At 28.1% G+C, this 14,684-nt stretch carries 14 protein-coding genes; 11 read left to right on the top strand and 3 right to left on the bottom strand.

Translation table 11 applies throughout. The annotated features are described in order from the left end of the window. Positions 1–460, top strand: a 460-nt coding sequence (locus tag VLM92_RS16920) for an ABC transporter permease (protein WP_325277494.1), incomplete at its 5' end; no start/stop codon positions are given. Between the two features lie 150 nt (positions 461–610). Here the strand turns inward: VLM92_RS16920 and VLM92_RS16915 are convergent. Continuing rightward, on the bottom strand, positions 611–1,474 hold the full coding sequence (locus VLM92_RS16915; protein WP_325277493.1) for a C40 family peptidase: 864 nt from the start codon (positions 1,472–1,474) through the stop codon (positions 611–613). Between the two features lie 146 nt (positions 1,475–1,620). Between VLM92_RS16915 and VLM92_RS16910 the strand changes: the two genes are divergently transcribed. The 6 genes from VLM92_RS16910 to VLM92_RS16885 all read left to right on the top strand — a co-directional run bounded on the left by VLM92_RS16910 (position 1,621) and on the right by VLM92_RS16885 (position 7,724). Further along, complete coding sequence (locus VLM92_RS16910) at positions 1,621–1,779, top strand: hypothetical protein (RefSeq protein ID WP_325277492.1); 159 nt, start codon at positions 1,621–1,623, stop codon at positions 1,777–1,779. A gap of 106 nt (positions 1,780–1,885) precedes the next feature. Continuing rightward, a complete protein-coding gene (locus VLM92_RS16905) occupies positions 1,886–2,383 on the top strand; it encodes a YbaK/EbsC family protein (protein WP_325277491.1) in 498 nt (165 codons plus the stop codon). A gap of 140 nt (positions 2,384–2,523) precedes the next feature. Further along, positions 2,524–3,075 (top strand): class I SAM-dependent methyltransferase, encoded by a 552-nt coding sequence (locus VLM92_RS16900; RefSeq protein ID WP_325277490.1) that lies wholly within the window; start codon positions 2,524–2,526, stop codon positions 3,073–3,075. 292 nt (positions 3,076–3,367) lie between these two features. Further along, entirely contained in the window at positions 3,368–4,630 is a 1,263-nt protein-coding gene (locus VLM92_RS16895; RefSeq protein WP_325277489.1) for an S-adenosylmethionine decarboxylase related protein, read from the top strand. Between the two features lie 1,423 nt (positions 4,631–6,053). Then, positions 6,054–6,812 (top strand): arsenite methyltransferase, encoded by a 759-nt coding sequence (gene arsM / locus VLM92_RS16890; RefSeq protein ID WP_325277488.1) that lies wholly within the window; start codon positions 6,054–6,056, stop codon positions 6,810–6,812. Positions 6,813–7,109: 297 nt separating this feature from the next. Beyond that, positions 7,110–7,724 carry a DUF4397 domain-containing protein gene (locus tag VLM92_RS16885; protein WP_325277487.1) on the top strand — a complete coding sequence of 205 codons (615 nt, stop codon included), beginning with the start codon at positions 7,110–7,112 and terminating at the stop codon, positions 7,722–7,724. A 413-nt stretch (positions 7,725–8,137) separates the two neighbouring features. Here the strand turns inward: VLM92_RS16885 and VLM92_RS16880 are convergent, their stop codons facing one another. Further along, the gene (locus tag VLM92_RS16880; RefSeq protein WP_325277486.1) at positions 8,138–8,566 is read right to left on the bottom strand and encodes a CBS domain-containing protein; all 429 of its coding nucleotides are present in this window, start codon (positions 8,564–8,566) and stop codon (positions 8,138–8,140) included. Between the two features lie 178 nt (positions 8,567–8,744). Further along, positions 8,745–9,218, bottom strand: a complete 474-nt coding sequence (locus tag VLM92_RS16875; protein WP_325277485.1) for a DUF2238 domain-containing protein — start codon at positions 9,216–9,218, stop codon at positions 8,745–8,747. A 221-nt stretch (positions 9,219–9,439) separates the two neighbouring features. On the opposite strand from VLM92_RS16875, the gene VLM92_RS16870 reads away from it, so the two are divergent. The 4 genes from VLM92_RS16870 (at position 9,440) to VLM92_RS16855 (ending at position 14,492) form a co-directional block, all read left to right on the top strand. Then, the gene (locus tag VLM92_RS16870; protein WP_325277484.1) at positions 9,440–9,871 is read left to right on the top strand and encodes a hypothetical protein; all 432 of its coding nucleotides are present in this window, start codon (positions 9,440–9,442) and stop codon (positions 9,869–9,871) included. A gap of 480 nt (positions 9,872–10,351) precedes the next feature. Then, positions 10,352–11,515 carry a homocitrate synthase gene (nifV, locus tag VLM92_RS16865; RefSeq protein WP_325277483.1) on the top strand — a complete coding sequence of 388 codons (1,164 nt, stop codon included), beginning with the start codon at positions 10,352–10,354 and terminating at the stop codon, positions 11,513–11,515. A 5-nt stretch (positions 11,516–11,520) separates the two neighbouring features. Continuing rightward, a complete protein-coding gene (locus VLM92_RS16860; protein WP_325277482.1) occupies positions 11,521–13,458 on the top strand; it encodes an aconitate hydratase in 1,938 nt (645 codons plus the stop codon). Positions 13,459–13,496: 38 nt separating this feature from the next. Then, positions 13,497–14,492 (top strand): isocitrate/isopropylmalate dehydrogenase family protein, encoded by a 996-nt coding sequence (locus VLM92_RS16855; RefSeq protein WP_325277481.1) that lies wholly within the window; start codon positions 13,497–13,499, stop codon positions 14,490–14,492. Positions 14,493–14,684 lie beyond the last annotated feature (192 nt).

Genomic DNA, 14,684 nt, shown 5'->3' with positions numbered 1-14,684 from the left:
TAATTCTATAGTATTTAAAAATAACATGCAGGTTGATTATAATAAGAGTATTAATAGTATCAATACTGTGGTGATTTTACTAATAGTGTCTGCAGGTGTTTTGGCCTTCGTTGTAATATACAACCTTACAAATATAAATATAAGTGAGAGAAGAAGAGAACTTGCAACAATAAAACTCTTAGGATTTTATGATAATGAATTAGCAGCTTATATATACAGAGAAAATATGATATTAACTGTGTTAGGTGGTTTAACTGGAATATTTGTGGGAATATTTTTGAACAAGTTTATAACATCTACTGCAGAAACAAATGTTATAATGTTTTTGCAGAAAATTAGCCCAATTAATTTCTTATATTCTATTTTACTGACATTATTATTTTCTGTAGTTGTAAATTTATTTATGTACAATAGATTTGATAAGATTGATATGATAGAATCACTTAAGAGTGCTGAGTAAATAGTATATATGAGCAATAATAAAGATAAACCAGTTTATGGTGAATCTTATTACAAATGATGTAGACAAAACACTCTTATTTTTCAATAATAAGAGTGTTTTTTACAATGAAAATTAAAATTACTAAATTCTTTATGTTGTATAGAGGATTTAGTTTTCAAAAACTCTCTTTACCCCTACAAGTCTTTTTTTATAGTAATTATCTGAAAAAGAAGTTATAGTAACTAAACCTGCACCACTACTTGCGTGTATAAATTGATTATTACCAATATAAATTCCAACGTGTGAAACAGTGTTAGAACCTGGCTTTGAAGCAAAAAATACCAAATCTCCTAGTTTCATATTTTTTTTATTAGGTTCAACAGAAGTAGAAATTGCATTATATTGTGGTTGTGAATCTCTTGGTAAGTCAACTCCATTAACACGACAGCAAATATAAGTTAGACCGGAACAATCTATACCCCATGCTCCTACTCCTCCCCAGAGATATGGAACTCCTAGAAATTTTTTTGCTGTTTCTACAAGCTCATAACCTGTAGTTTTAGGTATGTGAGTTCCTGTTTGTATTTGTAGAGTATCGTTGTCTTCTATCCAACCTATAGTGTTCATAGGTAGAGCTACTTCATACCAGTTATTTGTTTTACTTATACAATATAGCTCTGTTCCAAGTGTGATTTCTTTAATTGGTGAAGTTGTGTTTATCGTTGAATATATATTTTTCAGTTTTGATTTTATTATAACTTTTGTAGAAGTTATATTAGTAAAAGATTTATCTATTTTATCTGATTTAATCCATCCAATATAACCATCTACTACTTCTACTTTTGACCATTCTGGGATTTCATCTATAATTTTAAGTGGCTGACAAAAAAGTGTTTGAGTTACTCTTTCAGAATTAGTATCTGGATATCGAAAAACATCAACAATTGAGTCATTAACAACATAAATACTGTTGTTTATAGTATTACTTAATAAATTTATTAATTCGTCGGATGTGATGTGGTTTTTATTCAAAATATGCAACTCCTTTAAAAAATTAATTGTATTTATATAAGTCAAACTAAAAATATTACATTGTAACGAATATTCATCCAATACTTTAAGGGTGGACTGTGAATTTAAAGTATAAAGAATTTTTTTAACTTATATAGAAATAGAATATGATTAACAAATGGAATACGCCACTAAACTTGTACATGGTACAAGTTTTTTTAAAAAGGGGTCCAACTAAACCTAGAGCAACTGAGGTTTTAGATAAAATGAAGTCAGATAAACGATATAGTTCACAAATAAGAGTTATTTCTAATTTAATCATGTAAATTAATTGTAATAAGTTGGAAATATAATTAAAATTATATATAGGTTTAAAAGGGTAGGTGTAAGGAAAGAATTTAGACATAATTATATAATATGGGAGGGAATTAAATGGAAAAAATCTTTGAAATACTAGAAGATTTAGCAGTGAATTTTAAAAAATATGAACATGAACCTGTTAAGACTTGTGCAGAATCAACTGCATTACTGCCAGATGATATTCCAGGAGTAAGAACAAAGCATTTGTTCTTAAGAGATAAAAAAAAGAAAAACTATTTTGTTGTTGTAGTAGATGAAAATAAATTAGTAGATTTAAAAAGTTTATCCAATCAATTAGATGTAAAAAGCATAGGTATGGCTTCTGAAGAAGAACTTAAAGAGTATTTTAAAATAGAAGTAGGGTCACTTTCTATGTTAGCATTTTTAAATGTAAAAGATAGCAATGTGAGACTTTTAATAGATGAGGAAATTTGGGATAAGGAAGCATTTGATTGTCATCCAAATGTAAATAATATTGTATTGTCAATAAATAAAGAAGATTGGTTAAAAATATTTAATTATATGAAAAGGACACCGGAAGTTATCTTTATTCCTGAAAAACAATTATAGTAATGAATATTTAAAATAAATACTATCGATATAAAAATAAAGTGACAAATAGTTTTGTGATAAAGTCACATAAATATATTTAAGCATCCTATATAATTAAAATATACATAAGATAAATATAAATCGAGGAGATAATGAATATGAGTGGACATAAGTTTGATGTAAAAAAGCTTGATAAACTAAATAATCCTAAAAGATTAGAGATGATAGAACTAGGCAAAATAGTTAATGAATTACAATTATTATCAAATAGTGTATTAGTAGATATAGGTGCTGGAACAGGAATGTTTTCAGAAAAACTATTAGATCTAGTACCAGATTCTAAGTGCTATGCTTTGGATATATCTAAGGAAATGATTGAATGGATTGATCAAAATCGTGTACCTAAATTAAAATCAAGACTTAAGACTAAACTAATGGGTGAAAACAACATTCCACTAGAAGATAATACAGCGGATTTAGCATTTATGATAACTGTTCATCATGAACTAGAAGATGGTGAAAAGTTGCTTAAAGAAATTAAAAGAGTGTTAAAAGAAGATGGAAAAGTTTTAATATGTGATTGGAAAGAAGGATGTCATCATCATTTTGTTAAGAAAGATAGTATTATAGAAGATTTAAAATTAGCAGGGTTTAACACTATAAAAGAAATAGAAGCATCAGAAAAATTAGTATGCTTAATAGGGTACTAAAGAAGCTTCTATGCAAAAGCTATTCAATAGGAACTAGATATTTTGAAACTAAATTTTTAAGATAATAAAAAAACAATGATAGAACGATTAGTGTATGTTCTATCATTGTTTTTTTATTATATATTCAATATTGGGAGATCCATTTTTTCTGTCATGGTCAAATATTTATATTAAAAGGGGTGTACATCAAAACAAAATGTGTTGTTTTGTAACTGAATCTCTAAAAAAGTCATATAATGCTCTTAATAACAGTATTATGTTATTAATCATTTTAAGAGAGGTGTGTATATAAATGAAAAATACTATTTCACTATCTATTCTAGGAAGTAGTGGTGGAGTTGCTAAAGCATTTTTGTCTATATTAAATAAGGCAACTGAGGATATAAATGATCCAATCCATAAATTTATATCAACATGTAATGTACATTTAATAGATATTAAACAAAAGGATATCACTTATTTTCAAGAACTATTTCCTAATCTAGCTACTAAAATATCTTTATATGAATTTGATTTAAATGATACTAATAAATTTATTAAACACCTTAAAAATACTAAAACCACTATTGTTGTTGATATTTCATGGGCAGATACAATTGAAACTCTAAATTGTTGTAATAAACTAGGTGTTGTATATATAAACTCTGCATTTGAAAATACTTATATTGATGAAACTGAGGAATTTGAAGGATTTGGATTGTCTAAAAGATATGAGTTTTTTGAAGCACGTAGAGATGAATTTACAAATACAACATCAATTATAGGCAGTGGTATGAATCCTGGTGTTGTTCAATGGATGGCATTAAAAGTCATAAACAGTGTTTCAGATAAGCAACCTAAGGCTTGTTATATTGTTGAGTCTGACAATTCTTTTTATATAGATGAATCACTTGCACAAAAAGATACTATTTATACAACATGGTCACCTGAATGTTTTCTTGATGAAGCAATCCTAAGTTATCCATTATTTATGAAGCAACGCAATCAACTTTTCCTATATAAAGAAGTTTATAGCCTTGAATTTAAAGTAACATTAGGAGAAAAAGAATTTTATGGATGCCTTATGCCTCATGAGGAAGTTCTTTCATTAGGTAGTTTGTATGATATGGAATGTGGGTTTATATATAAAGTTAATGATCATACTACAAAAATAATAAGAGATAACATTGATAATCTTGATGATTTATGGGATGCTCCTATGAAAGTTCTTGACCCTTCAGAATATCCGTTAAAAGGTGAAGACTTGGTTGGTGTATTGCTTGTATATGATGACGAAGAAATATATATGTATAATGTACTAAGTAATAAAGAAGTGTTTGATAAATATAAAGTTAGTGCTACGTACTTCCAAGTAGCTTGTGGGCTGTATGGAGCTATTTCTACAATATTACTAGATAATATACCAAGAGGAATTTATTATGTAGATGAACTACTTTTAAACACTGATAGTAATTATGGTGAATATTTATCTTATCATATGAAAGATTTTGTGATCGGAAAAAATAAAGTTTCAGAGGGTCTTTTATTAGATAGAATAAAGTATATTGATAACTAAAGTAAATTACAGAATCAGTTTATGTTAAAGGTAAAAGAAAAAAGATGAGCAATATGCCCATCTCAAAATGTATATCATTCTTACTTTGGGGAAAGTAGAGTATGAATTAAAAAGTTAACATTTTTAATATAATAGAAACAAAAAATCAGAAGACCAAAAAGTCTTCTGACTATATAAAGATATTTTCAAATATCTAAATTTCTATTAAATATGTACTTCTTAATATTAAGTATAGGATACTTATAATATATAAGTCAATAAAAAATTATAAAAAATAACATATTATATAAATATTGAATGGTAAGTCTGGGAATTACGACTTTAAGGAGGATATAAACAACAAATCGACAATCGTAATTGACAAATATATCTATATTAGACTACTATTATATTAAAGAAATAAATTAAAAACCAAAGTCATGAAGGCTTTAAACCTTCATGGCTTTTTTGTGTTTAATTTGAAGTGGGGATGAGAATATGATAGCAAATAGATTATAAAACAAAACACATTTTAAATAATGTATGTTTAGATATTGATATAGTAAATAATTATATTATTGCTATATAAAAAATATTTTCTATAAAAGAATAATTATATTATAGACCTTTGTATAAAATAATGGTATATTATACATATAGACAGCAAGATTAGACAAAATAATTAAAAAGTAGACACTAGGAACGGACATAACAAATTAGACATTTAAGATATAGACATAATTAAAAAAGGGGTTGTGCAAAATACTCCTATTTTATGCTTAAAATTTAAAAATACTATTATTCCCTATTAAATAGTATTGCAAGTTCTCTAAATCCCATTTTATAAAGACTGTAACGGAAACAGTCTTTTTTTTGTACAGAAAATCTATGTGATTGAGTATCCAAATTAAATAATATAGTTAGTATATACTCAGGTATTTCAAATATAGTAGATATAAATGACATATGAGTAAGTTATTATAATATATATAAAATAATAAAAAATAAAAATTTTACATAAAAAAATATTTATACTATAGACCTTTATGTAAAATGGTGGTATATTGTATACGTAAGCAACAATATTAGACAAAATACTTAAAATTTTAAAATACTATTCTCCCCCAATGAAATAGTATTAGAAATTCCCAAAATCCCATTTTACAAAGACTGTAACGGAAACAGTCTTTTTTTGTTGAAAAAAAGACTATTAATTAATATAATATTTTATAAAAAATATATTGGGGAACGATTCGTTCCCTAGATGTTGTAATTAAAGTGCTCTACATATGTAGATGAATTATAATATTTTATGTGATGATAAAAAATTTATAGAAAAGTAGTAAATACAATATTTGGAATTGAAATATTGAGTTAATTAATTTTATCGTATAAAATAATTTATGTAAGCTAAAACGTCTTAGTAAAGGGGGGAAATATTAAGATGAATAATCTTAATAGTGGAGATTTAAAAAACATAGTTAGAGATAGTTATAAAAAAATTGTAATATCAGAATCTAAGAGTGGATGTTGTGGAGCAGATATTTCTAAGAGCATAGGCTATTCTAATGAAGATATGGATACAGTTCCAAAAGATTCTAATCTAGGTCTTGGATGTGGAAATCCTCAGCTAATTGCGAATATATGTGAAGGAGAAACTGTACTAGATTTAGGTAGTGGAGCAGGATTTGACTGTTTCTTAGCTTCTAAGAAGGTTGGAAAAAATGGATTAGTTATAGGGGTTGATATGACTGCTGAGATGTTAAGTCAAGCAAGAAACAATTCAATTAATAATAATTATAGCAATGTAGATTTTAGACTTGGAGAAATTGAAAATCTTCCAGTAGCAGATAATGTAGTTGATGTTATTATATCAAACTGTGTTATAAATCTATCTCCTAATAAGCAAAGAGTATATGATGAAGCTTATCGTGTATTAAAAAGTGGTGGTAGACTAGCTATTTCAGATATAGTACTTATGAAGGATTTAACTGAAGAAATGAAGGAAGATGAAAAACTTTACTGTGGCTGAGTTACAGGTGCCTCTTCAGTTGAAGAGTTAAGATTTTATTTAGAAAAATCAGGGTTTAAAAATATTAGTATAGATACTAAGCCTGTATCTAAGGAATATGAAGAAAAATGGGGACAGAATTTAAATGTAGGTGAATACATTATGTCTGCAGCAATTAAAGCGTTTAAATAGAATGCTTATACTAATTTAATTACATACCACTAATAAAGTGTACTCTCTTCTACATAAGGATATATAGGGAAGGATTATGGAGAAGAGAAACTAAATCATATTTTAAAAAGGCTGTAACGGAAACAGTCTTTTTTATTTTTATAACATTTAGTGTATTCCATCAAACTTTAATAAATATATAATTTATTATTAGAAATTATTAATTTAGTAGCTAAATAAGAAAATGAATAAGGAACAAATAAAATTATAAATACATATTATATATAGCACTTAATTAGACAACAAGGGGGATATAATATGGATTGTTTTAAAATAAAAGAAGGTAGTTCTTTAGTAAGAGTATTTCATGCATCACCTCAAGCACCAAAGGTAGACGTATATATTGATGGGAATCTTGCGTTTAGCGACCTTGGATTTAAAGAATTTACAAATTATGTTTACTTAGACGAAGGAAGTTATAAAGTTGAGGTATATCCAGCAGGTACTAAAGAAAACGCGGCTATAAGTGAAATAGTAGATGTACCTGACGGAGAAATAGTCACTGTAGCAGCTACAGGAAATTTAGATGATCTATCTTTGTTAGTTATACCAGATTATGTATCAAAGGAAACATCTGATTCTTATAGTACATTTAGAGTAATACACTTATCACCGGATGCACCAGCGGTAGATATTTTAGTGGATGAAGATGTTTTATTTGAAGATATTGAGTTTAGAGAAGGGACAGAGTATGTAGATGTAAAACCAGGTAAGTATAATATAACAATAGCATTAAGTAGCGATGGTAAATCAGTTTTATCATTTGAAGTTACGTTAAATCCAAATAGAATATATACTATATATGCAGTTGGAGATGCAGCTAATTTAAGAGCCATTCAGTCTGTTGATGGAAATACCTATGTTTGTAAATAGATAATATATAAAAAAAGAATAGTTTTTATATACTGTAACCTATAGAATGAACAATGGAAAAAGAGTTCACGCTATAGGTTATTTTTTGATTTGTTTAATAAGAGATAGTTAATTGGCTATATAATATAAAAAAATTTTATGTAAAATATTATTTATATTATAGAATTATGTACAAAATAATGGTATTCTGTATACAGAAACAACAATATTAGACAAAAAAACTTAAAATACTATTCTCCCCCAATGAAATAGTATTAGAAATTCCCAAAACCCCATTTTATAAAGACTGTAACGGAAACAGTCTTTTTTATATTGAAGGAAATTATATTTTATCTGATTTGTAGATAAATATAATTTCCAACTACTAAATTTGAAATGTTTCGTCAACACGTCACTCAAGTGAAGTGAATTTTTTATTTCATTTCATTACTTGGTTTTGAAATTGAACTTAAAGCTTCACCTGCTTCATTTACATGTATATTTACATTTGCTAAATCACCTAGTGAAAGCATTCCAACAATCTTGTTATTTTCAACTACTGGTAATCTTCTTATTTGATTTTGAGCCATTAATGTAGCTGCTTCATGAGCATCTATATCAGGACTTACACTTACAATATTTTTACTCATTATATTTCCTACATTTTGGTTAGCATTATTAGCTCCAGCAACACTTCTTAAAACTATATCTCTATCTGTTATTACTCCAACAGGAGTGTGATTTTCATCACAAACAGGAACTATTCCAACATCTAAAGATTTCATAACATCTGCTGCGTTTGTTATATTGGAATTTGGTGTTACATATGATACACCACTTGTCATTATATCTCTTACTTTCAAAATTAAAACCTCCTCTTTTTTTAAATCAATACTAGTGTTTCTTTTTTTTAGAGGTTTTATTTATAAATTTTTTAAAATGATTTTTTTACTAGTTTTTTTAAAATTTTCATTCACTTCTAAAAATATGTGTTTAGTGCTTTCTAAATTTTAATAAACACTTTATATCATCGTAATATATCTATTTCTTATAATAATAGGTAATCATTATAAGAGCTCCAATTAAAGCATTAATCATATCTTGCATGGTATCTTTTAATCCACCTGGTTGAGCATTTGTATTAAACAATACATCTAATGTATATTCATATAATTCACAGACAGCAGATATACCCATACTAAAGAAAAAAATAACAAAAAAGATTAATATTTTGCTCATTATATTTTTTTCTTTTGTTACCTTTAATATATTCCAACCTATTTTAACAGAGATAAATCCTGACCAAAAATGTAGGAATTTATCATAAAATTTTATTTTGTCATAGAAATTATAACAGGAACCTAGTAAGAATGAAGATAGTATAAATAAATTACCGACTATAAATAAATTTCTATCTAATATAGTTAAATTCTTTGAATATACTTTACCTAATACAAATGTTATAACCAAACAAGCTGCACTTAATCCAGCTTTACCATATTCACTTTTAAACATAAAAAATATTATAGAAAATATATATACAACATAAAGTAGTATTTTAAATATATTAATTTTTCTGTCTTTCATATGTATCCCAACCTTTTTTTATTTTATATGTATTATGTGTAGATTAAATGAAAATATTAAAAATTTAAACACATACCATTGAAGAATATTGTGTTTAATTACAGGGATTTTACAAATACTAATTTATATTAAAAACTTAGGAGGAAGTTATGGGTAAATATAAATTAGATTACTTTGCTAAATATTATTTTTATGAAGAAGATAAATTTAAAGACGCAGTTGAAGATGGTGAATATATACTAAATCAAATAAAAGAAAGTAATAGATTTGATTATAAAGGACATTCTTTTAAATATACTAAATTTGGTAACATATCTATGAGCGATACCCAAAGAAATGTAGATATAGAAATAGAAGAAAATAGTATAGATGTAATTATAAATGGAGAAAAGAAACATTTAGACTTGATATATAAATTTGACACAAAAGAATTAGAGGATCATGTAAGAATAACTACTAGAATAAGTGAAAAAATAGATGATATATCGTGCTTATTATATATAGACTATGATCAAGCTAACGAATTTATTAAAGAACTGGAGAATGTAAAAAAAGCACAAGAAAATAATATGAATAAGTAACATAAAAATCTGATACTGCCTTAGTATCAGATTTTTTTAATAATATATATTGAACTATTGCCAGGTTTCAATTATAGCTACTGTTTTAATTAAATTTTCTAAATTAAATACATTGAATGAAATATTATTAACTGTTTTTTAATCTAATTATGAAAAAATTGAGCTATATAATATAAAAACAAGAAGCAACATTATAAGTTGTAAATATAAAAAAATGAAAGTTTATATAAAAAAAAATCATTTTTAAGAATCTTTTTTAAAAAATAAAAAATATAGTGCATATTTATAAAATGTGTAATATAATGTGTTTAAGGTAAAAAACAATCGATTTATTTTAGGAGGCATGATCGACTAAAATGAAATATTTATATAAAATCATGCAAAAATTAAAAAGTAGGTTGATTATGTGAAGGCTAAATATATAGGTTTTAGAGATTCACATAGTGGCTAAAAAATAAAATTAAGGGGGCAAAGAAAGGTATGTGTATAGTAGATAAGATAAATTCTAAAAAAATCAAAATAGTAGATACAACTTTAAGAGATGGTGAACAAACTGCAGGTGTCGTATTTGCAAATCATGAAAAGATTATGATAGCACAAATGTTAAGTGACCTTGGCATAAATCAATTAGAAGTTGGCATACCAGCCATGGGTGGAGATGAAAAAGATACAATTAAGGCTATATGTAAAAGAAATTTAAAGCCTAGTATTATGGCGTGGAATAGAGCTGTAATAAAAGATATAGAACAATCTATTGATTGTGGTGTAGATGCTGTAGCGATATCTGTATCGGTATCAGACATTCATATAAAAAACAAATTAAAGACATCTAGAGAATGGGTAATAGAAAACATGGTAAAATCTGTTGAATATGCAAAACAAAATGGATTATACGTATCTGTAAATGGAGAAGATGCATCTAGAGCAGATTTAGACTTCTTAAGTGAATTTATAGAAGCTGCAAAAGGTGCAGGGGCTGATAGATTTAGATACTGTGATACAGTAGGGGTAATGGAGCCATTTACGATTCGAAAAAATATAGAAACTCTATATGAAAGAACTAAAGTTGATATAGAGATGCATACTCATAATGATTTTGGAATGGCAACTGCTAATGCTTTAGCTGGAGTAGCAGGAGGTGCAAATTATATAGGTGTTACAGTTAATGGACTGGGGGAAAGAGCGGGCAATGCAGCTTTAGAAGAAGTATTAATGTCTCTTAAATGCGTTTATGGGTATGGTGTAAGTATAGATACAAGAAAGTTTAAAGAGTTATCTGAGTATGTTTCAAGAGCATCAGGAAGAGAACTTCCTGCATGGAAGGCAATAGTTGGAAGTAATATGTTTAGACATGAATCAGGGATACATGCAGATGGAGCTTTAAAAAATCCTACAAACTATGAAGCTTTTGACCCAAGTGAAGTAGGGCTTGAGAGACAAATTGTAATAGGAAAACACTCAGGAAAAGCGGCTATAGTAAATAAGTTTCAAGAATATAATATTGAGCTTTCAGATGCTAGGGCAACACAATTATTAGAAAAGGTTAGATCTTTTTCTATAGGGATGAAAAGAAGCCTATTTGATAAAGAAATAGTTCAAATATATTATGACTTAATAAATCATCAGAACTTAAATAGGGGGTAAGAACATTGGCAGAAAACTTATTTTATAAAATTTTAAAAAAGCATTTAGTAGAAGGGAATCTTAGCACTAATAATTCAGTAGGGATAAAAATAGATCAAACACTAACACAAGACTCAACAGGTACTATGGCATATCTTCAATTAGAAGCTATGGGTATAGACAAAGTAAAAACAAAGAAAAGTGTAGCTTTTGTAGATCACAATATGCTACAACAAGGATTTGAAAATGCAGATGATCATAAATATATACAAACAGTAGCAGATAAATATGGAGTATATTTCTCAAGACCAGGAAATGGGATTTGTCATCAAGTATTTTTAGAGAGGTTTTCAACTCCTGGAGATACACTTTTAGGTTCGGATAGCCATACTCCAACTGCTGGTGGAGTAGGAATGATTGCCATTGGAGCAGGAGGACTTGATGTTGCTTTGGCAATGGCTGGAGGAGCATATTATATAAATAAACCTAAGGTTTGTAAGGTGAATTTAATCGGAAAGCTAAACAATATGGTATCGTCTAAGGACATTATATTAGAGGTGCTTAGAAAAGTAAGTGTTAAGGGCGGAGTAGGTAAGGTTTTTGAATATTGTGGAGAAAGTTTAAAATACTTATCAGTACCCCAAAGAGCAACTATAACAAATATGGGCGCTGAATTAGGAGCTACAACTTCTATATTCCCAAGTGATGAAAAAACATTAGAATTTTTCAAAGCTCAAGGTAGAGGAGACGAATGGTTAGAATTAAAGGCAGATGAGAATGCAACTTATGACGAAGAAATTACTATAGATTTATCACAGTTAAAACCATTAGCAGCTATACCTCATAGTCCTGACAATGTAGATGAGGTTGAAAATATAGGAGAGATTAAGGTAGATCAAGTTGCAATAGGAAGTTGTACAAATTCTTCATACGAAGACTTGATGAAGGTAGCTCAAATATTAAAAGGGCATAAGATTCACAAAGATGTAAACTTAGTTATAGCTCCGGGTTCTAGACAAGTTATGGAAATGCTAGCTAGAAATGGAGCTTTGGCAGATATAATAAGTTCAGGAGCTAGAATTTTAGAAAATTCATGTGGTCCATGTATAGGAATGGGTCAATCTCCTGGAACTAATGCAGTTTCACTAAGAACATTTAACAGAAACTTCTATGGTAGAAGTGGAACATTATCAGCAAATGTATACTTGGTAAGTCCAGAAGTGGCAGCAGTAAGTGCTATATATGGAAAATTAACAGATCCAAGAAAATTTGATGTAAAGTTTGAAAATTTAACAGTAGATAAATTCTTAATAGATGATAGCATGATTGTGAAACCTTCAATTGATGGAGAAAATGTAGAAGTTATTAGAGGACCAAATATAAAACCATTCCCTGTTAATACAGAATTAGGAGAAGTGTTGCAAGGGAAAATTATATTAAAAGTAGAGGACAATATCACAACAGACCATATAATGCCATCGGATTCAAAATTACTTCCATTTAGAAGTAATATACCTCATCTTTCAAATTATTGCTTCAATACTATAGATACCCAATTCCCAAAAAGAGCGAAGGAGAATGATGGGGGATTTATAGTTGGAGGAGAAAACTATGGACAAGGTTCAAGTAGAGAACATGCAGCCTTAGCACCTCTTTATCTTGGAGTTAAGGGTGTAATAGTAAAAAGTTTTGCAAGAATTCATAAAGCAAACTTGATAAATAGTGGAATAATACCTATGGAATTTCTTGATGCTAAAGATTATGAAAAACTAGATCTTTTAGATAAATTTGAAATAGTAGATATACTAGATAATCTAAATTCTAAGGAGTTAGAAGTGAAAAATATTACTAAAGAAAACTCATTTAAAGTTAAATTAGACTTATCATCAAAAGAAGTAGAGATATTAAAGGCTGGAGGGAAATTGAAATATACAAAGATTAAAACAGAGGGAAAATTGATATAAAGTAAGTTGAGTAGCTAAAAGAATGGAGGGACTAGAGTATGTATACAATAACACTTATACCAGGTGATGGAATAGGACCAGAGGTAGCAAAGGCTATGACAAAGGTAGTAAAAGCTACTGGAGTTGATATAAGATGGGAAAAAGTAGATGCAGGAGAAGGTGTGATGGATGAGTATGGAATTCCACTTCCATCACATGTAATAGATACTATTAAAAAGAATAAAATTGCAATAAAAGGACCAGTAACTACACCTGTCGGTAAGGGGTTTAGGAGTGTAAATGTAACACTTAGACAAGAATTAGATTTATATGTAAATTTAAGACCTGTTAAAAGTTTTAGGGGGATAAAAAGTAGATACGAAAATGTAGATTTAGTAATAGTTAGAGAAAATACAGAAGACTTATATGCAGGAATAGAGCACAAGCTTGGTGACTATGGAGCTGAAAGTATAAAAATAATAACAAAAGGGGCAAGTGAAAGAATAGTAGACTTCGCTTGTAACTATGTAAAAGATAACAAAAGGAACAAGCTAACAGCAGTGCATAAGGCAAATATAATGAAGTTATCAGATGGATTGTTTTTAGATGTATTTAGAGAAGTAGCATCAAAATATGATGTAGAATCTGATGATTTAATAGTAGATGCAGCGGCTATGAACCTTGTTTTAAATCCTCAAAAACATGATGTTATGGTAATGCCAAATCTTTATGGAGATATACTATCTGATTTATGTGCAGGTCTTGTTGGAGGACTTGGTATAATACCTGGGGCTAACATTGGAAAGGAATATGCTGTATTTGAGGCAGTACATGGAAGTGCACCTCAGATAGCAGGCAAAAATAAGGCTAATCCTACTGCGCTTATTCAATCTGCAGTTATGATGCTTAGATATCTAGGTGAGTATGATAATGCAAAAAAGATTGAGGATGCTTTAGCAGAGGTGTTTTTAAGAGGAGAAAAGCTTACTGTGGACCTTGGAGGTAGCGCTAGTACTGATGAGTTTGCTGATGAGGTTTGTAAGTATATTTTATAGGTGTTTAATTAAATATTTCTCAAGTGTAGTGTTGGTAAAAAAGATAATAGTCAGGTTACTACTTGGGGTTGTGGTCAAGATACAAAAATTCTTTAAGGCCGTGTGAAATATTTAAGATTATGTAAAATAATGGTTGCTAAAAATTAATAGTATGTGCTATATTTATATTGAAATCATGAAGATTTCTACAAC

Origin of the sequence: Romboutsia sp. (genome assembly GCF_035470145.1) — a bacterium.
Lineage (GTDB): Bacteria > Bacillota > Clostridia > Peptostreptococcales > Peptostreptococcaceae > Romboutsia_D.
Note: the sequence above shows the minus strand (reverse complement) of the source record. Positions and strands in the feature narration are given on the sequence as shown.

Coding starts and splice junctions, on each gene's coding strand:
- VLM92_RS16910 (WP_325277492.1), top strand. CDS start 1,621: ATGATTAACAAATGGAATACGCCACTAAACTTGTACATGGTACAAGTT.
- VLM92_RS16905 (WP_325277491.1), top strand. CDS start 1,886: ATGGAAAAAATCTTTGAAATACTAGAAGATTTAGCAGTGAATTTTAAA.
- VLM92_RS16900 (WP_325277490.1), top strand. CDS start 2,524: ATGAGTGGACATAAGTTTGATGTAAAAAAGCTTGATAAACTAAATAAT.
- VLM92_RS16895 (WP_325277489.1), top strand. CDS start 3,368: ATGAAAAATACTATTTCACTATCTATTCTAGGAAGTAGTGGTGGAGTT.
- VLM92_RS16885 (WP_325277487.1), top strand. CDS start 7,110: ATGGATTGTTTTAAAATAAAAGAAGGTAGTTCTTTAGTAAGAGTATTT.
- VLM92_RS16875 (WP_325277485.1), bottom strand. CDS start 9,218: ATGTTTAAAAGTGAATATGGTAAAGCTGGATTAAGTGCAGCTTGTTTG.
- VLM92_RS16870 (WP_325277484.1), top strand. CDS start 9,440: ATGGGTAAATATAAATTAGATTACTTTGCTAAATATTATTTTTATGAA.
- nifV (WP_325277483.1), top strand. CDS start 10,352: ATGTGTATAGTAGATAAGATAAATTCTAAAAAAATCAAAATAGTAGAT.
- VLM92_RS16855 (WP_325277481.1), top strand. CDS start 13,497: ATGTATACAATAACACTTATACCAGGTGATGGAATAGGACCAGAGGTA.